Source organism: Microlunatus capsulatus (assembly GCF_017876495.1).
Classification (GTDB): Bacteria; Actinomycetota; Actinomycetes; order Propionibacteriales; family Propionibacteriaceae; genus Microlunatus; species Microlunatus capsulatus.
The window spans coordinates 1,520,102-1,542,761 of record NZ_JAGIOB010000001.1; the positions used below are offsets into that span (position 1 = coordinate 1,520,102).

The window sequence follows — 22,660 nt, forward strand, 5'->3', positions numbered from 1 at the left end:
GCCGGGGGCGCGGGCCGCTCCGCGGGCGGAGCGTGCAGGCGGCTTCCCTCGGCGGTCGACATGGTGCGTCCCAGCGTTCCACGCGCGCGCCCGTCTGACCACCAGGGACTCCCCCGGCCGCACCCCCGGAACCCGGCGGCCGGGCGGCCGCCAGGGCTGACGAGGGGGCGACTGGGGGTCGTCCCTGATGCCCGCCGGCACCCCCGCTGGGCAGGATGGCGCCATGAGCTCGATCTGGACCGTGCGTCGCAGCGCCACCGACACCAAGGTCGCCGGCGTGTGCGGCGGCGTCGCCGAGCACTGGGGCGTCGACCCCGTGCTCGTCCGCGTCGGCTGGGTGCTGCTGGCGCTGAGCGGCGGGATCGGCGTCGTCCTCTACGTCGCCGCCTGGCTGCTCGTCCCCGTGCAGGGGCGCAGCACCGCCACCCTCGACGACCTGCTGGGTGACAAGACCCGCCGGTGGCCGAAGGAGGTGTGGGTCGCCCTCGTCGCGCTGGCCTGCCTGGCCGTCTTCGCCATCTTCGGCTCGGCCAGCCCCTTCGGCATCGGGCCCGCCGTCGTCATCGCGTGCATCTGGTACTTCGGCTTCTACAAGCAGCGCCAGGGCACCCCGAGCGCCGCGCCGGCCCCGGTCGGCGTCGGCGACCAGCCGCCCGCCCCGGCCGCTCCCACGTTCGTCACCCACCCCGGGCCCCCCACCCCGTTCACGGCGGCCGCCGACAGCTGGCGCCGACGGATCGAGGAGCACGTCCAGCAGGCCCGCGTCGCGGCCCCGGTCGCCGCGGCGACGACGTGGCCGGGCGCCCCGGCCGCCGCGAGCACCGTCCAGGACCCCGCTCCCGACCCGGAGGTGGCCGAGCGGAGCGCCTTCCTCGCCACCGCCGACCCCGCCGGCCTGTACGACGAGCCCGCAGGGGCCACCGCCCTGGCCGCTCCGCTGAACCGGCGCGACAGCCTGGCCGCCCGTCGGCTGCGGCTGCTCACCCTGCTGGTGCTCGGTCTGGTGCTCGGCGGGCTCACCCTCCTCGACCGCGCCGGGGCGGCGGTGACGCCGGCCGGCTACGCCGCGGCCGCGCTCTTCGTCGTCGGCCTCGCCCTCGTCGCGGCCACCTGGTTCGGCCGGGCGCGCGGGCTGCTCCCCGTCGGGCTGCTGCTGGTCCCGGTCGTCGTGGTCACGGCCGCGGCCGCCCAGGTCCTGCCCGCCCCCGAGGACTTCACCCGGGTGCAGCGCAGCTACGTCAGCGTCGAGCAGCTCCCCCGCACCCCCGAGGTCTTCGGGTCCGGCCAGGCCGAGGTCGACCTCAGCCGGCTGGTCCTCACCGACGACGCCACCTACACCGCCCAGCTCGAGGCCGGCCAGCTCGAGGTGCGGGTCCCCGACGACGTCAACGTGGAGGTCCGCTACGGCGTCGACCTCGGCGCCGTCGAGATCCTCGGCGACCAGAGCCGGTCCGGCTTCGACCTCCACGACACCGCCGACCTCGAGCCGCCCGTGGCGGGCCGACCCACCCTCACCCTCGACCTGTCGGCCGAGCTCGGCCAGGTGGCGGTGGTCCGGTGAGCACCCCCCGCCCCACCCGGGGCCGCCTCGACGTCGTCTCCCTCGTCCTCGGCCTGCTGCTCGTGGTCGTCGCGGGCGGAGCCCTCTGGCTCACCTTCGTGGGCCCGCTCGACTGGGGCCTGATCGGCACCGCCGCCCCCCTCGTCCTGGTCGCCGTCGGCGCCCTGGGCCTGCTGCTCACCCGCCGTCGATGACCCCGTCGCCGTCCTCGTCCCGCCCGTCCCACCTCAGGAAGGTCACCATGAACCACCCCACCCAGGGCCCCAAGCGGCTCACCCGCAGCCGCGACGACAAGGTCGTCTCCGGCCTCTGCGGGGGCCTCGCCCGCTACCTCAACATGGACCCGTCGCTGGTCCGGATCCTCACCGTCGTGCTCACCCTGGTCACGAGCGGCGCCGCCCTGCTGGTCTACGTCATCGCCCTCCTGGTGGTGCCCGAGGACGACCGGGTCAGCCCGCCGCCGCCCCGCGTGCCGCCGACCGCCTGGCCGCCGCAGCCCCCGAGCGGCGTCGCCGGTCCCGCCCCGCAGGACCCGGTCTGGGGTCGCGAGGGCGCTCCCTGGGAGCAGCCGCAGGTCGGAGCCCCCGTCACCGACCGGCCGGTCGGGCCCGGGCGTCCCGAGGACGACCGCTAGGCAGGACCCCGGCCCGGGCGGGGCGTCAGCGCAGCACGTCGAGGCTGTGGCCCCGCCGCCCGTGGTCGACCAGCTCGCAGCGGTGGCCGCTCCCGGCCACCGCTGCCGCCACGTCCACGACCGTGCGCAGCCGGCCCGGGTGCTCCAGCAGGACGCGGGCGACCTCGCCCCGGGTGTGCTTGGCCAGGTGCGAGACGACCGTCCGCCGGCCCGCCACCTCGGTGAGCACGCGGACGGCCAGCAGCCGCCGGGCGGCGTCCCCGGCGGGCAGCCAGGCCGAGGCGTAGGTGCTGGAGCGGCAGTCGACGACGACGCCGTCGCCGGCCAGGGCCGCCATCGGGCCCGGCAGCACGGCGCGCCAGGCCCGGGCCAGCGGGCCCACGCCGGGCAGGGTCACCGCCATCGACAGCCGGTACGGCGCGATCCGGTCAGCCGGTCCGACCGGCCCCCACAGGGCGCTCTGCACCCGCAGCGACCGTCCCGCCCGGCGCTTCGCGGCCGGCGAGAGCGTGCCGAAGTCGAGGGCGTCGTAGAGGACCCCCGTGTAGACCTCCAGCGCCCCGGCTCCCGGCAGCGTCGCGAGCCGGGTGTTCTGCTCCACCTCGGCGCGCAGGCTCTCCCCCACCCCCAGCAGCGCGAGGGCGTGAGGACCGGCGCTGGCCGCGACGAGGGCGTCGCGGACCGCCGCGCGGGTGGCCGTCAGCTCGGGCAGCCCGAGGGCGCCCAGGTCCGCGGGGCGACCCCGCCGCCGGGGCGCGGCCTTGCCCTCCGACGGCGGCAGCAGGATCAGCACGGCAGGAGGCGGGAGGTCACTCCAACTCGCACGTCACTCCCACGCGCCGTCACTCCCACTCGATGGTCCCCGGCGGCTTGCTGGTGATGTCGAGCACGACGCGGTTGACCTCGCGCACCTCGTTGGTGATCCGGGTGCTGATCTTCTCCAGCACCTCGTAGGGCAGCCGGCTCCAGTCCGCCGTCATGGCGTCCTCGCTGCTCACCGGGCGCAGCACGACGGGGTGGCCGTAGGTCCGGCCGTCGCCCTGGACGCCGACGGAGCGCACGTCGGCCAGCAGCACGACGGGGAACTGCCAGACGTCGCGGTCGAGCCCGGCCGCCGTCAGCTCGGCGCGGGCGATGGCGTCGGCCTGCTGCAGGATCGTCAGCCGCTCGCGGGTCACCTCGCCGATGATCCGGATGCCCAGGCCGGGACCGGGGAACGGGTGCCGCCAGACGATCTCGGCCGGCAGCCCCAGCTGGGCGCCGACGGCGCGGACCTCGTCCTTGAACAGCGTCCGCAGCGGCTCGACGAGCGCGAACTGCAGGTCGTCCGGCAGCCCGCCGACGTTGTGGTGGCTCTTGATGTTGGCCGCGCCCTCGCCGCCGCCGGACTCCACGACGTCGGGGTAGAGCGTGCCCTGGACCAGGAACTCGACGTCGTCGGCGCTGCGGGTGATGTCGCGGGCCGCCGCCTCGAAGGTGCGGATGAACTCGCGGCCGATGATCTTGCGCTTGGTCTCGGGGTCGGTGACCCCGGCCAGCGCGCCGACGAACTGGTCGGCCGCGTCGACGACGACGAGGTCGACGCCGGTGGCGGCGACGAAGTCCCGCTTCACCTGCTCGGCCTCGCCCTCGCGCAGCAGCCCGTGGTCGACGAAGACGCAGGTCAGCTGGTCCCCGACGGCGCGCTGCACCAGCGCGGCGGCCACGGCGGAGTCGACGCCGCCGGAGAGGCCGCAGATGACCTGCTTGTCCCCCACCTGCTCGCGGACGGCGGCCACGGCGTCGTCGACGATGTTGGCCGCGGTCCAGTCCGGGCGGCAGCCGGCGATGTCGAAGAGGAACTGCTCCAGCACCTTCTGGCCGGCCTGGGTGTGCAGCACCTCGGGGTGCCACTGCACGCCGGCGAAGCCGCGGCCGGCGTCCTCGAACGCCGCGATCGGGGCGCCCTCGCTGCTGGCCAGCGCGGTGAACCCGGCCGGCGCGGCCGCCACCGAGTCGCCGTGGCTCATCCAGACGCGCAGCGGCGAGGGCAGGTCGGCCAGCAGGGTGCCGGGCGTGCCGATGTGGGCCGACGTCCGGCCGAACTCGCTGATCCCGGTGCGGGCGACGTCGCCCCCGAGGGCGCGCGCCATGGCCTGGAAGCCGTAGCAGATGCCGAAGGTGGCGACGCCGGTCTCGAAGAGGGCCGGGTCCACCTGGGGGGCGCCGGGGGCGTAGACCGACTGCGGGCCGCCGGACAGGATGACCGCCTTGGGCTTGCGGGCGGCGATCTCGGCGGCCGTCACCGTGTGCGGCACGACCTCGGAGTAGACGTTGGCCTCGCGGACCCGGCGGGCGATCAGCTGGGCGTACTGGGCGCCGAAGTCGACGACGAGGACGAGGTCGTGGTCGACCGCCTCGCTGCCGACGCGGACCGGGGCGTCCTCGCCTCCGACGGTCTGGGGCTGGCTCATCGGGACTGCACCTCTCGGGCGACGCTCCCCGGGGGCGGGGGGCCCGGTCGGCCCGGGCACCGGCAGTCTAGTGTCGGCGCGCCCGGCCCCCGGGCACCCGGCCGGAGCCCGGACGGGGGGCGGGCGCAGGGGCTCGGGAGCGGGGGTTAGCGTCGAGAGCATGCGAGCAGTCACCTGGCAGGACCGGCGCAAGGTCAGCGTGGACACCGTCCCCGACCCCGTCATCGAGCAGCCCACCGACGCCATCATCAAGGTCACGAGCACCAACATCTGCGGGTCCGACCTGCACCTCTACGAGGTCCTCGGGGCCTTCATGGACCCGGGCGACATCCTCGGCCACGAGCCGATGGGGATCGTCGAGGAGGTCGGCAGCGGCATCACCAACCTCAGGGCCGGTGACCGCGTCGTCATCCCCTTCCAGATCGCCTGCGGGCACTGCTGGATGTGCGACCAGACCCTCTACACCCAGTGCGAGACCACCCAGGTGCGCGAGCAGGGTTCGGGTGCTGCGCTGTTCGGGTACTCCAAGCTCTACGGCCAGGTCCCCGGCGGCCAGGCGGAGTACCTGCGGGTGCCGCACGCCGACTTCACCCACGTCAAGGTGCCCGAGGGCCCGCCCGACGACCGCTTCGTCTACCTCTCCGACGTGCTGCCGACCGCCTGGCAGGCGGTGACCTACGCCGACGTGCCCGCGGAGGGCTCGCTCGTCGTGCTGGGCCTCGGCCCGATCGGCGACATGGCCTGCCGGATCGCGCTGCACAACAATCCGGGGCGCACCGTCATCGGCGTCGACATGGTGCCCGAGCGGCTGGCCCGGGCGCAGGCCCGCGGGGTCCGCGTCGTCGACCTCGACGCCGTCGGGGACGACCTGCTGGCCGTGGTCCAGGACATGACCGGGGGCCGCGGTCCCGACGCCGTCATCGACGCCGTCGGCATGGAGGCGCACGGCTCACCGGGCGCGTCGATGGTCCAGCGGATGGCGGCCCACCTGCCCGACGCCGTCACCCAGCCCCTGCTGAAGACGGCCGGTGTCGACCGGCTCGCCGCGGTGCACACCGCCTTCGACCTCGTCCGGCGCGGCGGCACCGTCTCCCTCAGCGGCGTCTACGGCGGGATGGCCGACCCGATGCCGATGATGACGATGTTCGACAAGCAGATCCAGCTGCGGATGGGCCAGGCCAACGTCAAGAAGTGGGTGCCGGAGATCCTCCCCCTGCTCACCGACGCCGACCCGCTGGGCGTCGACGACTTCGCCACCCACCGGCTCCCGCTGGAGGAGGCCCCGCACGCCTATGAGATCTTCCAGAAGAAGCAGGACGGCGCGGTCAAGATCATGCTGAAGCCCTGAGCCGTCCACCCCTCGAGCGCGCAGGAGCCCTCATGTTGAACAAGCTGACGGACGCGGTCACCTCCCGGATCGAGCGGGCGAAGATCCTCGACCGGCCGGGCGACGCGCTGGCGAACGCGGTGGCGCCGGTCTTCACCCCGGCGGCCGTCCGGCACGTCGCGGCGGGCACCCCGATCGGGCACCCGCTGCACCCGCTGCTGGTCACCGTCCCGATCGGGGCGTGGACCGGGGCCCTGCTCTTCGACGGCCTGCGCCGGCCCGAGCCCGCCCGGACCCTCGTCGGCTTCGGCCTGCTGTCGGCGCTGCCCACCGCCTTCACGGGGCTGCACGACTGGAGCAGCACCGAGGGCGCCGAGCGGCGCGTCGGGCTGGTGCACCTGGCGGCCAACACCGTCGCGCTGGCGGCCTACACCGCCAGCTGGCTGCTGCGGCGCCAGGGCCGCGACGGGGCGGGGGTCGTCACCTCCCTGCTGGGGATGAGCGCCGTCGGCCTCGGCGGCTGGATGGGCGGGCACCTGGCCTACGCGCTGGGCGTCGGGGTGGACACCACCGCGTTCTCCCACGCCGAGGAGCGCTGGACCGACGTCGCCGGCGCCGAGGAGGTGCGCGCGGGCGAGCTCGCCGAGGGCGACCTCGACGGCGTGCCGCTGGTGCTGACCCGGCTGGACGACCGGGTCGTCGCCTACGCCGACCGCTGCACCCACCGGGGCGGCCCGCTGCACGAGGGGACGCTGGAGGACGGCTGCGTCGTCTGCCCCTGGCACGGCGGGAAGTTCGACCTGCAGGACGGCTCCGTCGTCCTCGGCCCGCCGACCCGGCCCGCCGCCGCCTTCGAGGTGCGCGAGGTCGACGGCCGGCTGCAGGCCCGCCGGGTGGACGCGCGCTCGCTGCGGACCAACCCCGTCGGCCGCTAGCCGCTCAGCCGAGCTCGGCGGCGGCCACCGCCCGGCGGATCCGCTGGACGGCCCGCCGGCCGCGCTCGGCGCGGTCGGCTCGGGCTGTGGGTGCCGCAGGGCGGACCCGCTGGCGTCCAGGCGTGCCCGCCACCCCACTGACCAGCGGGTGGACCGCGCGGTCCCCCGGCAGCGGAGTGGTCGGGCAGACCGTGTCCTCCGCCGGCAGGGTGCCGGCGAAGAGGAACGCGTCGCCGATCCGCTCCACGCACGGCGACACCCCCGACAGGTAGAGGCCGTGCTGGCCCTCGTCCTGCACGGAGACGAGGCGGCTGCGCCCCGGCGTCGCGCGGTGCGCCCGCAGGGCTCCCTCGTAGGCGGTCGCCGGATCGCCCTCGGACTGCACCATGAGCACCGTCGGCGCCCCGACTAGGTCGACGGTCCGGGTCAGCGCCGGGAAGGGCCAGTAGGTGCACATCGTCAGCGCGTTCCAGTAGCCGACGAAGGGCTGGCGCCGGGCGTCGACGTCCGTGCGCCGCTGCACCGCCGCGACGTCGCGCGACCACACGCTGTCGTTGCAGCGGACGGCCAGGGCGGGGTCCCACGTCAGCTCGTCGTCCTCGACGGCGGGCCGGGTGACCCGGCCGGGCCGGGTCGGCGCCGACGCGTCACGAGCCCGGGCGCGGGCGCGGGTCACGGCGTCGTCGCCCGCCGGCTCGGCCAGCTCGGCGTAGTCGCGCAGGGTCTCGGCCGCCGCCGGGAAGTCCCGGTCGCTGTAGAGGAGGAGCAGGACCTCCCGGTCCAGGTCGGTGGCCGTGGCCGGTGAGCGGCCGTCCGCGTAGCTGGCCAGCACGCCGGCGCGGATCTGCTCGTAGCGGCGGCGGACGGCCGCGGCGGTCGTGCCCAACCCGTAGGTCCGCGCGTGCCGCGCCACCCAGGGGAAGAACATCCGGTCCCGGCGGCGCTGGAACGAGGCCGGGTCCGAGGCCTGGTTGGCGTCCATCGAGGCGGTCCAGTCCATGTTCGAGTCCAGCAGGAAGCGGCCGGTGCGCGACGGGTAGGTGTCGGCGTACCAGGCGCCGAGCCAGGTGCCGTAGGAGAAGCCGACGTAGTTGAGCCGCTCGTAGCGCCGGTCGCCCGCCGGGCGCCGGCTCTGCAGGTAGGCCCGGGTGAACTCGAGGTCCTCGACGGTCTGCTGGGTGCCGAGGAACGGCGTCAGCTCGGCCGTGCAGGCCCGGGCCTCGTAGCGGGCCGAGACCACCTCCCAGCGGTGGGTGGCGCGACCGCGCACCCGCGGGTCGGCGACGACGGGCAGGGCCGCCGCGGCTCGGGCGGAGCCGCGGCAGGAGGCCGGGGTGCTGCGGCCGAAGCCGCGGGGGTCGAAGCCCAGCAGGTCGTACTCGCGGAACAGCCGCGGCCGCTCGCTGGCGGCGAAGAGCGCGGTGTTGTCGAGCGCCGGCAGGCCGGGACCACCCGGGTTCAGGGCCAGCAGGCCCTGCGAGCGGCCCGTGGCCAGGCTCAGGGCGACCGCGACGGTGATGTCGGGGTGGTCGTCGGGGTGGCGCCAGTCCATCGGCACCACGAGGTCCGCGCAGCGGGTCTCCGGCGCGGACGGGGCGATGCTGCGGACGAAGTAGTCGAAGTCGCAGGGCTCCCAGCGGACCTGCTGCTGGAGGTAGCGGGCGGGCACCCGGACCGGGGCGGGGTCGCGCCCCGCGGCGGGAGCGGCGGGGCGCGGGGCGGTCACCGGCGGGGCCGCGAGAGCGGGCGGGGCCGCCGCACCGGCACCGCCCAGCAGGGCCACCCCCAGCACCGCGACCAGCCCTCCGGTCAGCCACCGGCGTGCTCGAACGACCATCCGCTCAACTTCCTCGACGTGCCCCCGAGGCCCGCGCTGGGCCCGCACGGGTCCCCCCGCCCGTCGACCGTGCCACGCCGCCGTCGGCAGCGGCAAGGGCGCCACCCGCAGCAGGGCGGTCGGAGACCCGTTCGTGACCTCGTCCGACCCCGCGCGAGGTCCGCCGCGGCGCCGACCGGCTAGCGGCCGGGCTGGGCGGTGGCGATGGCCTCGTGGTGGCGGACCACCTCGGCGACGACGAAGCCGAGGAACTTCTCGGCGAACTCGGGGTCGAGCTTGGCCTGCACCGCGAGGCTGCGCAGCCGCGCGATCTGCTCGGCCTCGCGGGCCGGGTCGGCGGGCGGGAGCCCGTGCTCGGCCTTGAGCACCCCGACCTGCTGGGTGATCTTGAACCGCTCGGCGAGCAGGTGGACCAGGGCGGCGTCCATGTTGTCGATGCTGTCGCGCAGCCGCAGGAGCTCGGCGGTCACCGGGTCGGTCATGGGGTCACCCTAGTTTCCGCACCCGGCGTCCGACCCGCCCCGGCCGCGCCCCGGGACGGGGCCGGGTGTGAGGTGCGGCACCCCGGGGCCGGTACCGGGCGACGTGCGTCACACGACCACCACCGGTACTGGACTGATACCAGTAGCGGTCACCGCGGCGACCGGCTCGCCCCGGGACGAGCGCGGTCGCGCGCGTCGAACCGGTTCAGCCCACCGGGGACGACCGGGTGATACCAGTTGGCCCCCGGTGGTCTGCCCTCCCACCGCAGCGGCGCGGGGCCGGCCGAGGGGTCCGGGAGCGCTGCGCCGAACGCCCACGGCAGACCCCGAACTCCTCTACAGTTGAAACATCGAGTCCACGGCGACCCGGCAGGGACCACGTCCCCCGGTGTCGATCATGGTCTCGGCCCGTCGTCGACGGGCTCTTCCCGGCGGTACGACGTCGGGCCGAATCGGGGGCGGTTCGCAGTACAGCAGCGTGCGTGTGCGCAGTTCCCGGTGGCGATGACGCCGCATCCGTCGAGCCGGCGGAACTGCCCAGCACGTCGAGGCAGGGGCGGGTCTGCCCGAGCCCCTCCCCCCTCCCCGACGACCGACCCTGTGCTCTTCCGCGCTGCGCGACGACCGACCACGAACACCGACTTGTGGGAGTCCCGCATGCCTGACCACGACTACGCACGCGTCGACCGGCACGTACCGGTCACGCGCCGTGCCGCGTCCGCCAACCCCTACTCACCCGTGATGATCTTGATCTCGCTGGTGGCCACGCTGGGCATCCTGTTCTACGCGCAGTTCCTGCTGAACCCGGCGAACCGCGGCGACTTCCTGCCCTACGCGCTGGTGATCCTGGCCGAGACGATCTTGGTCGCGCACGCCCTGCTGGCCATGTGGACGATCCTCTCGGGGGCGAAGAGCCCGCGCGACTTCGGCTTCTTCCAGGCCAAGCGGGAGCTCTTCGACACGAAGATGATCAAGAAGGCCGGCCTCAAGGGCCAGCCCACGCTCTGGCCGGTCCTGGTCAAGGGCCGCGAGGTGGACGTCGACGTCTTCATCACCGTCTACGGCGAGCCGCTGGCCAAGATCCGCGCCACCGCCGCGGCCGCGCTGGAGATCAAGGGCCGCCACCGCACGTGGATCCTCGACGACGGCCGCTCGGACGAGGTCCGCGCCCTCGCCGACGAGCTGGGCTGCTTCTACATCCGCCGGCTCTCCAGCAACGGCGCCAAGGCCGGCAACATCAACCACGCGCTGTCGATCGCCAAGGGCGACTTCTTCTGCGTGTTCGACGCCGACTTCGTGCCGCACCCCGACTTCCTGGTCGAGACCGTGCCGTTCTTCGTGGACACCACGGTGGCCTTCGTCCAGACGCCGCAGACCTACGGCAACCTGGTCAACCTCATCTCCCGCGGCGCCGGCTACATGCAGGCCGTGTTCTACAAGTTCGTCCAGCCCGGCCGCAACCACTTCAACGCCGCCTTCTGCGTCGGCACGAACGTGATCTTCCGCCGCGCCGCCATCAACGACATCGGCGGCATCTACACCGACTCGAAGTCCGAGGACGTGTGGACCTCGCTGATGCTGCACGAGCGCGGCTGGAAGACCATCTACATCCCGAAGACCCTCGCCGTGGGCGACGCCCCCGAGACCATCGAGGCCTACACGAAGCAGCAGCTGCGCTGGGCGACGGGCGGGTTCGAGATCATGCTCACCCGCAACCCGCTCAACCCGCGCCGCCGCCTCACCCTCGACCAGCGGATCATGTACCTGGTCACCGCGACCCACTACCTCACCGGCATCGCGCCGGGCCTGCTGCTGCTGGTGCCGCCGCTGGAGATCTTCTTCGACCTGCGGCCGGTGAACCTCTCCATCGACTGGACCACCTGGCTGCTGTTCTACGCCGGCTTCTACCTGCTCCAGATCCTGCTCGCCTTCTACACCCTCGGCTCGTTCCGCTGGGAGGTGCTGATGCTGGCCGCCGTCTCGTTCCCGATCTACCTGCAGGCGCTCTACAACGCGCTGATCGGCAAGGAGCAGAAGTGGCACGTGACCGGCAGCAAGGTGCGGGCCGACTCGCCGTTCAACTTCATCATCCCGCAGGTGCTGGTCTTCGTCTTCCTGGCCCTCACCTCCGTGGTGGCCGTCTGGCGTGACCTGGGCAACAGCCAGCTGAGCCTGGCCACCGCCTGGACCGTCACCAACGCGCTCATCCTCGGCTCCTTCATGGTCGTGGCGCTGCGCGAGGCCCACCACATCAAGCACCCCCGCCCGGTCGCCGCACCGGTCGAGACCGACGCCGCCCTCGCCGGCGTGCCGGCCGCCGTCACCGAGCCGGCCTTCGGCCAGGCCGCCGCGGCGGCCTCGGAGGACGACGACCTCCTCGACGTCCGTGCGCTGCTGGAGGACGACGGGCCGCTGCCCCGCCGCGACCCGATCCGCCGCGCCGGCGCCGACCCCGCCCCGCTCCCCGGCACCCGAGGCGACGACCGCCCGGTGCCCGCCGACGAACCCGCGCCTCGGCGCGCCCAGAAAGAGGTAGTGCGCTCATGACCTGGACCAACCGACTCCGCCTCACCGCCGGCGTGCTGGCCGTCCTCCTGCTGGTGGCCGTGCTGACCGTGGTGTTCAACCAGCGGCAGACCCGCGCCGCCAGCCTCTCCGCCACCGTCGCGGCCGACACCTACGCCGTCGGCGCCGCGTACGGCGGCACCGTCGTCGAGCAGTTCGTCGACGAGGGCGACGTGGTGCAGGAGGGCGACGACCTCTTCACCGTGCAGAGCGTCCCGCTGCAGCAGGACCTGGCCAACGGCCTGGAGGTCCGCAGCTCCGCGGCCTACGACGTCGACGCGAAGGCCGGCACGCTGACCTACAAGGCCACCGTCGCCGGGCAGGTCGACCAGCTCGAGGCCACCCTCGGCAACGCGCTGGGCACCGGTGAGCCGTTCGCCCAGCTGACCGTCACCGACACCCAGTACGTCGACGCGACCTACCTGCTCTCCCCCGGCGACTACGCCCGGGTCGTCCAGGGCGCCGAGGCCACGGTCCTGCTGCCCGACCGGACCACGGTCATCGGCACCGTCAGCTCCACCACCGTGGCCACCGAGGCCGGCCAGGCGCTGACCCGGATCCGGATCGACGCCCCCGGCCTGCACGAGGGCGCCAACGCCGACCTCGCGAAGTCGGGCACGCCCGTCGTCGCCACGGTCCAGCTCCGCGACGACGGCCCGCTGGCCGGCGTCGGCGACGCGGGCTTCGCCTTCCTCCGCCAGATCGGCCTCTCGTGAGGCCGGGCCGGCTGCTGCGCACCGCGCTCGCCGGCGGGGTCGCCCTGGCCGTGCTGGCCGTCGCGGCCTGCGACGCCGACCCGGCCTCCGGACCGGGCGCGGCCGGCGACGACCCGGCCCCCGCGGGCCCGACCAGCACCGGCGCGGTGTTCCCCGCCGCGGAGGTGGACCCCCTCGTCGAGGGCGTGGTGCACCGCACGGTCAAGGAGCTCCCGGTGCAGCGGCTGGCCCCCGACCTCGTGCCGCCCACCAACCGGTGGTTCTCGGGCCTGGTCTTCGGCGACCAGCCGCAGCCAGTGTTCCCGCTGCCGCTGTCCTTCGGGCTGACCGAGAACGGCTTCGCCCTGGGGCTGCCGACGGTCAGCGCGACCGCGAAGAACATCGCGGGCGGCTTCAAGCCCGACGTCGCCGTCGACACGGGCGCAGCCTCCTCGGTCGTCAGCGCCTACGACACCCTGACCGTCACCCTCGACCAGCGCGACGACGCGGGCGAGGTGCTGGGCCGGACCGTCATCGCCCAGGGCTCGCCCTTCGTGCACTACACCGCCGAGCGGGAGCAGACCCTGCGGACCCCGCTCACCTTCACCGCCGCCGGGGACCTCTGGACGGCGCAGGCCGGCGGGGTCACCTACGGCCTGGCCGTCGAGGACGGCACGGTGGACGGCGGCGCCGTCGAGCTGGAGGAGGGCGGCCGCGCCACCTGGTTCCCGGTCCCGGCCGACGGCTCGGTGGAGGCGCTCGGCGCCCTCGCCGCGCACCCGGTCACGGCCAGCACCCTGCGCTACGCGCTGGCCGGTGACGACGTCACCACCACGCTCGGCTACCAGGCCGAGGGGGGCACCGCGTTCGCCGTCATGCCCCACCAGCGGGGCGGGCTGGCCGCCGGCACCGACTGCGCGCTGGGCAGCTACCCCAGCATCTACGGCACGCTCGCGCTCTGCGCGGGCACCGAGCTGACCTGGACCGTCCCGCGGTCCCCGGCCACCGGCCGGCTGGACCTCAGCGGGCTCAGCGCGGACGAGAAGGCCGAGCTGACCCGCCAGGTCGAGGCCGACGTGGCCGCCACCCCGGACTTCCCCGCCGACACCTACTTCGGCGGCAAGGCCCTCTACCGCGGCGCCATGCTCTACCGGCTGGCCGCGCAGCTGGGCGCCGACGCTCCCGCGGCGGCGATGAAGGCCGAGCTGACCGAGACCCTGGGCCGCTGGACCGAGCCGCAGGGGTGCGCCGAGCGGGAGGCGTTCTGCTTCGTCTACGACGAGCAGGCCAAGGGCCTCGTCGGGCTCACGCCGTCGTTCGGCTCGGAGGAGTTCAACGACCACCACTTCCACTACGGCTACTTCCTCTACGCCGCCGCCGTGCTGGCCGAGGACGACCCGTCGCTCGCCGAGCGGTACGCGCCGGTCATGGACCTGCTGGCGGCCGACATCGGCTCGTCCGCGGCGAACGGCGCCTTCCCCGACCTGCGGGTCTTCGACGCCTACGCCAGCCACTCCTGGGCCTCCGGCACGTCGCCCTTCGCCGACGGCAACAACCAGGAGTCGAGCTCGGAGGCGGTCACCGCCTGGACGGGCCTGGCCCTGTGGGCCGAGGTGCGCGACAATGCCGACCTGGCCGGGGAAGCCACGTGGCTGCTCTCCAGCGAGGCGCACGCCGGGCTCGCCTACTGGACCAACCCGGACCGGGACGACCCCGCCTACGCCGGCTACGGCCACGAGATCGTCGCCCTGAACTGGGGCGGCAAGCGCGACTACGCGACCTGGTTCTCCCCCGAGCCCGCGGCGATGCTGGGCATCCTCGTGATCCCGATGAGCCCGGCGTCGACCTACCTCGCCGGCGACCCGGCCCAGATCGACGCGAACGTCGCCGAGGCGACGGGCGGCCGGTTCGGCCAGAAGTTCGGCGACTACCTGCTGATGTACTCGGCGCTGGCCGGTGAGGACCAGCGGCGGGCCGCCCTGGAGCAGGCGCGCGACCTCGACGACGAGTGGGTCGACGACGGCAACAGCCGCGCCTACCTGCTCGCCTGGCTGATGAGCGTGCGGACGGGCTGACGAGCTCGCGCGGCCGGCGCCCCCGCCGGTCGCGCGTCAAGCCCCGGTCCCCCCGTCGGTGGGGGTGACCGGGATCGGGTACGGCGCCACCTCATCGCTGAGGTGGCGTCGTTTCGTCGTGGTGCACGGTTGAACCTTCACACTGGGGCACGAATTGACGTAGGTCTTCGTTGAGGGGCCCCTATCTTTCCTGTGCGACCGGTGCCTAGGGTGAGCCCACATCCGATCGTTCGAGGGTGGCCACGAGCCACCCAGGGGAGGTTTGTCTTGCGCAGAGCAACGATGGGGCTGCTGGGCCTGACGCTGACGGCGGCGCTCGCCGCGGGCAGCGGTGGGCTGGCGGTCGCAGGACCCAGCAGTGGCGGGAGCCCCGTGACCGGGGTGGGCAAGGAGGGGCCGCTCGGGGCCGCTCCGAAGGCGGAGAAGGTCGACGACGACCTCTCCAGCCCGATGGAGAGCGACCGGCGGGCGCTGCGGCAGAAGGCGCTCGACCTGGTGCTGACCGGGGAGCGGAAGATCGAGCGGATCAACGGGTCCGACGTCGTCCGGGTCGGCACCAAGACCGCCCCCTACAGCAAGGCCGAGCTGAAGGCGCTCGCGGCGGGCAAGGCGGTGAAGCCGCGGAAGGTCGACTCCTACGTCGAGCTCGACCGCCAGCAGACCGACAAGATCTTCGTGGTGCTGGCCGAGTTCGGCGACGAGCGCCACCCGGACTTCCCCGACAAGGACGTCGACCCGAGGACGGAAGGCCCGACGACGTTCGAGGGCCCGCTGCACAACCAGATCCCGGAGCCGGACCGGAGCGTGGACAACTCCACGATCTGGCAGCCGAACTACAGCCCGCAGCACTACCGCGACCTCTACTTCGGCGACGCCGAGGGCCAGGAGTCGCTGAAGACCTACTACGAGAAGCAGTCCTCGGGCCGCTACTCCGTCACCGGTGGCGTCACCTCCTGGGTGAAGGTCAAGTACAACGAGGCCCGCTACGGCCGGTCCGACGACAATCCGAAGGACGCGAACGGCGACGACCCGGCGGTCTGCAACTCCAACGTCTGCGACAACACCTGGGCCCTGCTGAGCGACGCGCTGACCCAGTGGGTGGCCGACCAGAAGGCCGCCGGCCGCACCGCGGCCGAGATCAAGAAGGGCGTTGCGTCCTTCGACCAGCAGGACCGCTACGACTACGACGGCGACGGCAACTTCAACGAGCCGGACGGCTACCTCGACCACTTCCAGATCGTCCACTCCGGGGGCGACCAGGCCGACGGGGACCCGCAGCAGGGTGAGGACGCCATCTGGTCCCACCGCTGGTACGCGTACTACACCGACGAGGGCAAGACCGGTCCCGCGAACAACAAGCTCGGCGGCACGCCGGTCGGCGACACGGGCCTGTGGGTCGGCGACTACACCATCCAGCCCGAGAACGGGGGCCTGTCGGTCTTCGCCCACGAGTTCGGCCACGACCTCGGCCTGCCGGACCACTACGACACCGCCGAGAGCGGGGACAACCCCGTCAACTGGTGGACCCTGATGGCCCAGAGCCGCGTCCGGGGCAAGGACGACGTCGGCATCGGCACCCGGCCGGCCGACCTCGGCGTCTGGGACAAGCTGCAGCTCGACTGGCTCGACTACGAGACCGCGGTCGCCGGCCAGAAGAAGACCTTCAAGCTGGGTCCGCACGAGTACAACACCAAGAAGGCCCAGGCTCTCGCCGTCGTCCTCCCGGACAAGGAGGTCAAGACCCCGCTCGTCACCCCGGCGGCCGGGGCCAAGCAGTGGTGGAGCGGCCAGGGTGACGACCTCAGCAACACCCTCACGCGCTCGCTGACGCTGCCGACCGGTCCGGCCACGCTGACCTTCCAGGCCGCGTGGGACATCGAGGACTGCGACGAGACAGCCTGCGACTACGCCTACGTGCAGGTCAACGACGGCTCCGGCTGGGCGTCCCTTGCCGGGACGATCACCAACCCCGAGGAGGGCAACGGCATCGACGGGACGTCGAAGGGCTACGTCCCGGCCTCCTTCGACCTGTCGGCCTACGCGGGCCGCTCGGTCCAGCTCCGTCTCGCCTACCGCACCGACGGGGCCGAGGGCGGGATCGGCTTCTTCGCCGACCAGATCGCCGTCACCAGCGGCACGACCACGGTGTTCAGCGACGGGGCCGAGTCCGGCGCCGGCGGCTGGGTCGCGGACGGCTTCACCGCCGTCGGCGACTCGCGCTCCGACCTGTACAACCAGTACTACCTGGCGTCCAACCGGACCTACCAGTCCTACGACCGGTACATGAAGACCGGGCCGTACAACTTCGGCTTCGGGGCCACGGCGCCGAACAAGGCCGAGTTCTTCCCGTACCAGACCGGCCTGCTGGTCAACTACTGGGACACCTCGTACGGCGACAACAACACCAGCGAGCACCCGGGCAACGGGCTCGTGCTGCCGGTCGACGCCCACCCGGACCTGTTCTACGGGCTCAACGGGCAGCCGTTCCGCGGTCGCGTGCAGACCTACGACGCGCCGTTCTCGCTGAAGCGGGCCGACTCGTTCACGCTGCACATCAACGGCACCCCCAGCTACATCCGGGGCGCGAAGGCGCAGCCGCTGTTCGACGACACCCGCAGCTACTGGCGCGCCGAGCAGCCGCGGACCGGGGTCAAGACCCCGGGCGTCGGCGTCACGCTGAAGGTGACGAAGCAGAAGGGCACGTCGATGACCGTCAAGCTGGGCACGAGCACGAAGGTCTCCCCGACCGCCACGCTCACCAGCGCTCGCGAGGCGGCGCGCGACTGACCGCCTGACCCACCCCCGCACGACAGCGACGGGCGCCACCGGACTCCGGTGGCGCCCGTCGCTGCGTGCGGGTGGCGGCGTCCTCAGCCGACGACGATCTCCACCCGCTGGAACTCCTTGACGTCGGTGTAGCCGGTGGTGGCCATGGCCTTGCGCAGGGCGCCGGCGAGGTTCATCGTCCCGTCGGGCACCGTCGAGGGCCCCAGCAGGATCTGCTCCAGGGTGCCGACGGTCTCGAAGTGGGCGCGCTCGCCGCGCGGCAGGGTGGCGTGCCAGGCCTCGGGGCCCCAGTGGAAGCCGTGCCCGGGCGCCTCGACGGCCTTGGCCAGCGGCGAGCCGACCATCACGGCGTCGGCCCCGCAGGCGACGGCCTTCGCGATGTCGCCCGAGCGGTTGACCGAGCCGTCGGCGATGACGTGGACGTAGCGGCCGCCGGACTCGTCGAGGTAGTCGCGGCGGGCGGCGGCGACGTCGGAGACGGCCGAGGCCATCGGCACCGCGACGCCCAGCACGGAGCGGGTGGTGGACGCCGCTCCCCCGCCGAAGCCGACGAGCACGCCGGCCGCGCCGGTGCGCATCAGGTGCAGCGCCGCCTGGTAGGTGGCGCAGCCGCCGACGATCACGGGGACGTCGAGGTCGTAGATGAACTGCTTGAGGTTCAGCGGCTCGCTGGCCGAGGACACGTGCTCGGCCGAGACCGTCGTGCCGCGGATGACGAAGAAGTCCACCCCGGAGTCGACGACGGCGCGGGCGTAGGCCGCCGTGTTCTGGGGCGAGAGGGCTCCGGCCGCGGGGACGCCGGCAGCGCGGATCTCGGCCACCCGGGCCCCGATCAGCTCCTCCTTGATGGGCTCGGCGTAGAGCTCCTGCATCCGCCGGGTGGCCTGCACCGGGTCGGCGATCGAGGCGATCTCCTCCAGGCAGGGCTGCGGGTCCTCGTAGCGGGTCCACAGGCCCTCGAGGTTGAGCACGCCGAGCCCGCCGAGCCGGCCGACGGCGATGGCCGTGGCCGGCGACATGACCGAGTCCATCGGTGCCGCGATCAGGGGGAAGGCGAAGGTCTGGGCGTCGATCCGCCAGCTCATCGACACCTCCTCCTCGCCGCGGGTGCGCCGCGACGGGACGATCGTGATGTCGTCGAACGCGAACGCCTGCTGCGCGCGCTTGCTGAGGCCGATCTCGAACATGGTGGGAGCCTTCCCCGTGCTGGGTCTGCGGTGGCCGTGCGGGAGCGGGTCGGTCTCAGCCGGCGTAGTTCGGGGCCTCGACGGTCATCTGGATGTCGTGCGGGTGCGACTCGCGGAGCCCTGCCGAGGTGATCCGGACGAAGGACCCGCGCTCCTGGAGCTCGGGGATGGTCGCCGCACCGGTGTAGAACATCGACTGCCGCAGCCCGCCGACCAGCTGGTAGGCGACGGCCGCGAGCGGGCCGCGGTAGGGCACCTGGCCCTCGATGCCCTCGGCGATCAGCTGGGAGTCCGAGGTCACGTCGCCCTGGAAGTAGCGGTCCTTGGAGTAGGAGGCGCTGCGGCCCCGGGAGGCCATCGCCCCCATCGAGCCCATCCCGCGGTAGCTCTTGAACTGCTTGCCGTTGAGGAACATGAGCTCGCCGGGGCTCTCGTCGCAGCCCGCGAGCAGCGAGCCGAGCATCACGGTGTCGGCGCCGGCGACCAGGGCCTTGGCGATGTCGCCGGAGTACTGGAGGCCGCCGTCGCCGATCAGCGGGACGCCGGCGGGCCGGCAGGCGCGGGACGCGTTGTGGATGGCGGTCACCTGGGGGACGCCGACGCCGGCGACCACCCGGGTGGTGCAGATCGAGCCGGGCCCGACGCCGACCTTCACCCCGTCCACGCCAGCCTCGACGAGGGCCTTGGCGCCGGCGTAGGTGGCGACGTTGCCGCCCACCACGTCGACGTCGGCGGCGGCCTTCTCGGCCTTGAGCCGGCGGACCATGTCGATGACGCCCTGGGAGTGCCCGTGCGCGGTGTCGACGACCAGCAGGTCGACGCCCTCCTCGATCAGCGACATCGCCCGCTTCCAGGCGTCGCCGAAGAAGCCGACGGCCGCGCCGACGCGCAGCCGGCCCTGGTCGTCCTTGGAGGCGTCGGGGTACTGGTCGGACTTCACGAAGTCCTTGAGGGTGATCAGGCCCTTGAGCCGGCCGCGCTCGTCGACCAGCGGGAGCTTCTCGATCTTGTGCGCCGCCAGCAGCGACATCGCGTCCTCGCCGCTGATCCCGACGGGGCCGGTCACCAGGGGCATCTTCGTCATCACGTCGCCGACCAGGCGGGCCGGGTCGCTCTCGAAGCGCATGTCGCGGTTGGTGACGATGCCCAGCAGGGTCATGTCGCGGTCGACGACCGGGACGCCGGAGATCCGGAAGCGGCCGCACATGGCGTCGGCCTCCCCGATCGTGGCGTCGGGGGCGATGGTGATGGGCTCGTCGACCATCCCGGCCTCGGAGCGCTTGACCACGTCGACCTGGTGGGCCTGGTCCTCGATGGAGAGGTTGCGGTGGATGATCCCGAGCCCGCCCTGGCGCGCGATCGCCACGGCCATCCGGGCCTCGGTGACGGTGTCCATCGGCGAGGAGACCAGGGGCACCTTGACGCTGATCCGCTTGGAGACACGGGACTCCGTGCGCACCTGGGACGGGATGATGTCGCTCTCGGACGGCTGCAGCAGGACGTCGTCGAACGTCAGGCCGAGCGTCGCGAAGGGTTCGGGCACACCAGCAGCACTGAGACCGGGAGACGAGGACACGGGCCTGGGCCTTTCACGCGGAACGGAGTGCCCATGCTAGCCGAGCGGGCCCGGACCGCCCGCCGTGACCAGCACCGCCGGGAGCCGGTCGGACCGGCCCGCGGGCGGGCTCAGAAGCCGGCGGCGAGCCCCAGCTCGACCGGGGGCGGCGCGGGTCGCAGGAAGCCGGCGAACAGCTCGCGGTGCTCCTCGGAGTCCTCCACCAGGTGCCGTAGCTTGGCCACCCCGCGGTGCTGGGCCACCCGCACGGCGTTGGCCGTCATCCCCAGCCGCTGCCCCACGGCCTCGGCGCTGAGCCCGCCGGCGCGCAGCAGCAGCACCTGCTGGGTGCGCGCGGGGAGCCGGCCCAGCAGCTCGGCCGCGGCCCGCACCCCGGCGGCCGAGACCGCCTGCTCCTCCGGCGTCGGGGACGGCTCGGTCTGGTCGGGCACCTCCTCGACCGGCACGGCCGAGCGGCGGAAACCCCGCTGGGCGTCGGCGACCTTGTGCGCGGCGATGCCGTAGACGAAGGCGGCGAAGGGTGCGCCCTGGCGCTGGTAGCGCGGCAGCACGTCGAGCACCGCGACGCAGGTCTCCTGGGCCACGTCGTCGGCGGCCTCCAGACCGCCGGCGTAGCTGCGCAGCCGTGAGCGGCAGTACCGCAGCACCAGCGGCCGCACGGCGGACAGCAGCGCGTGCAGCGCCACCTCGTCGCCGGACTGCGCCCGGGCGACGAGCGCCGGGTCGAACGGGTCGTGATCGGTCACCCTACGTACCCCCTGTCGTCCCCGAGAGAGAGCCACCTGCTGCGCGCCACTGTTGCAGACGGTGCGGGGCGCCACAAGCGGGACGGCGCGCCGCCCGGGAACGCCACGAGGGCCCTCCCCTGCCGGGAAGGGCCCTCGCGGGTCGTGCGGGTCGTGCTGGGTCGTGCCGGTCCTGCTGGGTCAGTGGCTGTGGCCGTGACCGCCGGCAGCCGCCGGCTCCTCGTCCTCGGGCTTCTCCACCACGAGGGTCTCCGTGGTGAGCAGCAGCGAGGCGATGGACGCCGCGTTGGCCAGGGCCGAACGCGTGACCTTGACGGGGTCGATGACCCCGGCCGCGATCAGGTCGATGTACTCACCGGTGGCGGCGTTGTAACCGCTGCCCGGCTGCATCTCGGCGACCTTGGAGGTGACGACGTAGCCGGGCTCGCCGCCGTTCTCGGCGATCCAGCGCAGCGGCTCGACCGCGGACTTGCGGACGATGGCGACGCCGGTCCGCTCGTCACCGGTGAGGCCGAGGTCGCCCTTGAGCGCCTCCGCCGCGTGGATGAGGGCGGAGCCGCCACCGGCGACGATGCCCTCCTCGATCGCGGCGCGCGTCGCGGAGACGGCGTCCTCGATCCGGTGCTTCTTCTCCTTGAGCTCGACCTCGGTGGCCGCGCCGACCTTGATGACGCAGACGCCGCCGGCGAGCTTGGCGACCCGCTCCTGCAGCTTCTCGCGGTCCCAGTCGGAGTCGGTGCGCTCGATCTCGGCCTGCAGCTGCGCGACGCGCGCCTTGACCTCGTCGGAGCTGCCCGCGCCGTCGACGATCGTGGTGTTGTCCTTGGTGACCACGACGCGCCGGGCACGGCCCAGCACCTCGAGGCCGACCTGGTCGAGCTTGAGCCCGACCTCGGGCGCCACGACCTGACCACCGGTGAGGGTGGCGATGTCCTCCAGCATGGCCTTCCGGCGGTCGCCGAAGGCCGGGGCCTTGACGGCCACGGAGGTGAAGGTGCCGCGGATCTTGTTCACCACCAGGGTGGACAGGGCCTCGCCGTCGACGTCCTCGGCCACGATGAACAGCGTGCCGGAGGCGCCGATGACCTTCTCGAGCAGCGGCAGCAGCTCGGTCATCGAGGAGATCTTGCCCGAGTTGATGAGGATGTAGGGGTCGTCCAGGACGGCCTCCATCCGCTCGGCGTCGGTCACGAAGTACGGCGAGAGGTAGCCCTTGTCGAACTGCATGCCCTCGGTGAACTCGAGCTCGGTGCCCATCGTGTTGGACTCGTCGACGGTGATGACGCCGTCCTTGCCGACCTTGTCGAAGGCGTCGGCGATGAGCTCGCCGATGACCTCGTCGCGGGCGGAGATGGTGGCGACGCTCGCCATGTCGGAGGTGGTCTGCACCTCGCGGGCGTTCTCGCGCAGGCGCTCGACGACGGCCTCCACGGCCTTGTCGATGCCGCGCTTGAGGCCGATCGGGTTGGCCCCGGACGCGACGGCCTTGAGGCCCTCGTGCACCAGCGCCTGGGCGAGCACCGTGGCCGTCGTCGTGCCGTCACCGGCGACGTCGTTGGTCTTGGTGGCGACCTCCTTGGCGAGCTGCGCGCCGAGGTTCTCGTAGGGGTCGTCGAGCTCGACCTCACGGGCGACGGTCACGCCGTCGTTCGTGATGGTGGGGGCGCCCCACTTCTTGTCGAGGACCACGTAGCGGCCCTTCGGGCCGAGCGTGACCTTCACGGTGTTCGCGAGGGTGTCGACGCCGCGCTCGAGCGAGCGACGGGCCTCCTCGTCGAACTGGAGGATCTTTGCCATGGT

At 73.3% G+C, this 22,660-nt stretch carries 17 protein-coding genes; 9 read left to right on the plus strand and 8 right to left on the minus strand.

Features of this window, described 5'->3' with window-relative positions; all coding sequences use genetic code 11:
- Nucleotides 1-223 precede the first annotated feature (223 nt).
- The 3 genes from JOF54_RS06985 to JOF54_RS06995 are packed head-to-tail and all read left to right on the plus strand — an operon-like array spanning nt 224 to nt 2,195.
- A complete protein-coding gene (locus JOF54_RS06985) occupies nt 224-1,561 on the plus strand; it encodes a PspC domain-containing protein (protein WP_210054220.1) in 1,338 nt (445 codons plus the stop codon).
- Entirely contained in the window at nt 1,558-1,755 is a 198-nt protein-coding gene (locus JOF54_RS06990) for a hypothetical protein (RefSeq protein WP_210054222.1), read from the plus strand. The genes JOF54_RS06985 and JOF54_RS06990 overlap by 4 nt, the downstream gene beginning before the upstream one ends.
- Before the next feature lie 47 nt (nt 1,756-1,802).
- Nucleotides 1,803-2,195, plus strand: a complete 393-nt coding sequence (locus JOF54_RS06995) for a PspC domain-containing protein (protein ID WP_210054224.1) — start codon at nt 1,803-1,805, stop codon at nt 2,193-2,195.
- Nucleotides 2,196-2,220: 25 nt separating this feature from the next.
- Here the strand turns inward: JOF54_RS06995 and JOF54_RS07000 are convergent, their stop codons facing one another.
- Nucleotides 2,221-2,988: a YaaA family protein gene (locus JOF54_RS07000; protein WP_210054225.1), complete on the minus strand. Its 768-nt coding sequence runs from the start codon at nt 2,986-2,988 to the stop codon at nt 2,221-2,223.
- 49 nt (nt 2,989-3,037) lie between these two features.
- Nucleotides 3,038-4,648, minus strand: coding sequence for a glutamine-hydrolyzing GMP synthase (gene guaA, locus JOF54_RS07005; RefSeq protein WP_210054227.1), 1,611 nt, complete (start codon nt 4,646-4,648; stop codon nt 3,038-3,040).
- A 160-nt stretch (nt 4,649-4,808) separates the two neighbouring features.
- Here guaA and JOF54_RS07010 point away from each other — a divergent pair, with 160 nt between their 5' ends.
- Nucleotides 4,809-5,996: a zinc-dependent alcohol dehydrogenase gene (locus JOF54_RS07010; RefSeq protein ID WP_210054229.1), complete on the plus strand. Its 1,188-nt coding sequence runs from the start codon at nt 4,809-4,811 to the stop codon at nt 5,994-5,996.
- A 32-nt stretch (nt 5,997-6,028) separates the two neighbouring features.
- Nucleotides 6,029-6,910: a Rieske (2Fe-2S) protein gene (locus JOF54_RS07015; protein ID WP_210054231.1), complete on the plus strand. Its 882-nt coding sequence runs from the start codon at nt 6,029-6,031 to the stop codon at nt 6,908-6,910.
- A 4-nt stretch (nt 6,911-6,914) separates the two neighbouring features.
- On the opposite strand, the gene JOF54_RS07020 is transcribed toward JOF54_RS07015, so the two are convergent.
- Nucleotides 6,915-8,747, minus strand: a complete 1,833-nt coding sequence (locus JOF54_RS07020) for an alpha/beta hydrolase (protein ID WP_210054233.1) — start codon at nt 8,745-8,747, stop codon at nt 6,915-6,917.
- A gap of 179 nt (nt 8,748-8,926) precedes the next feature.
- Nucleotides 8,927-9,229 carry a chorismate mutase gene (locus JOF54_RS07025; protein WP_210054236.1) on the minus strand — a complete coding sequence of 101 codons (303 nt, stop codon included), beginning with the start codon at nt 9,227-9,229 and terminating at the stop codon, nt 8,927-8,929.
- 657 nt (nt 9,230-9,886) lie between these two features.
- On the opposite strand from JOF54_RS07025, the gene JOF54_RS07030 reads away from it, so the two are divergent.
- From JOF54_RS07030 to JOF54_RS07045, 4 genes are all read left to right on the plus strand, one after another.
- Complete coding sequence (locus JOF54_RS07030) at nt 9,887-11,776, plus strand: glycosyltransferase family 2 protein (protein WP_210054237.1); 1,890 nt, start codon at nt 9,887-9,889, stop codon at nt 11,774-11,776.
- Nucleotides 11,773-12,510, plus strand: coding sequence for an efflux RND transporter periplasmic adaptor subunit (locus JOF54_RS07035; RefSeq protein ID WP_210054239.1), 738 nt, complete (start codon nt 11,773-11,775; stop codon nt 12,508-12,510). The genes JOF54_RS07030 and JOF54_RS07035 overlap by 4 nt, the downstream gene beginning before the upstream one ends.
- Complete coding sequence (locus tag JOF54_RS21820) at nt 12,507-14,564, plus strand: glycosyl hydrolase (RefSeq protein WP_210054241.1); 2,058 nt, start codon at nt 12,507-12,509, stop codon at nt 14,562-14,564. Before JOF54_RS07035 ends, JOF54_RS21820 begins: the two co-directional genes overlap by 4 nt.
- A gap of 267 nt (nt 14,565-14,831) precedes the next feature.
- Nucleotides 14,832-17,351: an immune inhibitor A domain-containing protein gene (locus tag JOF54_RS07045; protein ID WP_245358004.1), complete on the plus strand. Its 2,520-nt coding sequence runs from the start codon at nt 14,832-14,834 to the stop codon at nt 17,349-17,351.
- An 83-nt stretch (nt 17,352-17,434) separates the two neighbouring features.
- On the opposite strand, the gene JOF54_RS07050 is transcribed toward JOF54_RS07045, so the two are convergent.
- The 4 genes from JOF54_RS07050 to groL all read right to left on the minus strand — a co-directional run bounded on the left by JOF54_RS07050 (nt 17,435) and on the right by groL (nt 22,657).
- The gene (locus tag JOF54_RS07050; RefSeq protein ID WP_210054244.1) at nt 17,435-18,538 is read right to left on the minus strand and encodes a GuaB3 family IMP dehydrogenase-related protein; all 1,104 of its coding nucleotides are present in this window, start codon (nt 18,536-18,538) and stop codon (nt 17,435-17,437) included.
- 55 nt (nt 18,539-18,593) lie between these two features.
- Nucleotides 18,594-20,081 (minus strand): IMP dehydrogenase, encoded by a 1,488-nt coding sequence (guaB, locus tag JOF54_RS07055; protein WP_307803919.1) that lies wholly within the window; start codon nt 20,079-20,081, stop codon nt 18,594-18,596.
- Between the two features lie 143 nt (nt 20,082-20,224).
- Entirely contained in the window at nt 20,225-20,860 is a 636-nt protein-coding gene (shbA, locus tag JOF54_RS07060; RefSeq protein WP_210054248.1) for an RNA polymerase sigma factor ShbA, read from the minus strand.
- Between the two features lie 180 nt (nt 20,861-21,040).
- Nucleotides 21,041-22,657 (minus strand): chaperonin GroEL, encoded by a 1,617-nt coding sequence (groL, locus tag JOF54_RS07065; RefSeq protein WP_210054250.1) that lies wholly within the window; start codon nt 22,655-22,657, stop codon nt 21,041-21,043.
- Between the last annotated feature and the right edge of the window lie 3 nt (nt 22,658-22,660).

What these genes read in the sequence shown, in the direction of transcription:
- JOF54_RS07050 (WP_210054244.1), bottom strand. Translation starts at nt 18,538, where the DNA reads ATGTTCGAGATCGGCCTCAGCAAGCGCGCGCAGCAGGCGTTCGCGTTC.
- guaA (WP_210054227.1), bottom strand. Translation starts at nt 4,648, where the DNA reads ATGAGCCAGCCCCAGACCGTCGGAGGCGAGGACGCCCCGGTCCGCGTC.
- JOF54_RS07010 (WP_210054229.1), top strand. Translation starts at nt 4,809, where the DNA reads ATGCGAGCAGTCACCTGGCAGGACCGGCGCAAGGTCAGCGTGGACACC.
- groL (WP_210054250.1), bottom strand. Translation starts at nt 22,657, where the DNA reads ATGGCAAAGATCCTCCAGTTCGACGAGGAGGCCCGTCGCTCGCTCGAG.
- JOF54_RS07025 (WP_210054236.1), bottom strand. Translation starts at nt 9,229, where the DNA reads ATGACCGACCCGGTGACCGCCGAGCTCCTGCGGCTGCGCGACAGCATC.
- JOF54_RS07015 (WP_210054231.1), top strand. Translation starts at nt 6,029, where the DNA reads ATGTTGAACAAGCTGACGGACGCGGTCACCTCCCGGATCGAGCGGGCG.
- JOF54_RS06985 (WP_210054220.1), top strand. Translation starts at nt 224, where the DNA reads ATGAGCTCGATCTGGACCGTGCGTCGCAGCGCCACCGACACCAAGGTC.
- JOF54_RS07020 (WP_210054233.1), bottom strand. Translation starts at nt 8,747, where the DNA reads ATGGTCGTTCGAGCACGCCGGTGGCTGACCGGAGGGCTGGTCGCGGTG.
- JOF54_RS06995 (WP_210054224.1), top strand. Translation starts at nt 1,803, where the DNA reads ATGAACCACCCCACCCAGGGCCCCAAGCGGCTCACCCGCAGCCGCGAC.
- JOF54_RS07030 (WP_210054237.1), top strand. Translation starts at nt 9,887, where the DNA reads ATGCCTGACCACGACTACGCACGCGTCGACCGGCACGTACCGGTCACG.
- JOF54_RS07035 (WP_210054239.1), top strand. Translation starts at nt 11,773, where the DNA reads ATGACCTGGACCAACCGACTCCGCCTCACCGCCGGCGTGCTGGCCGTC.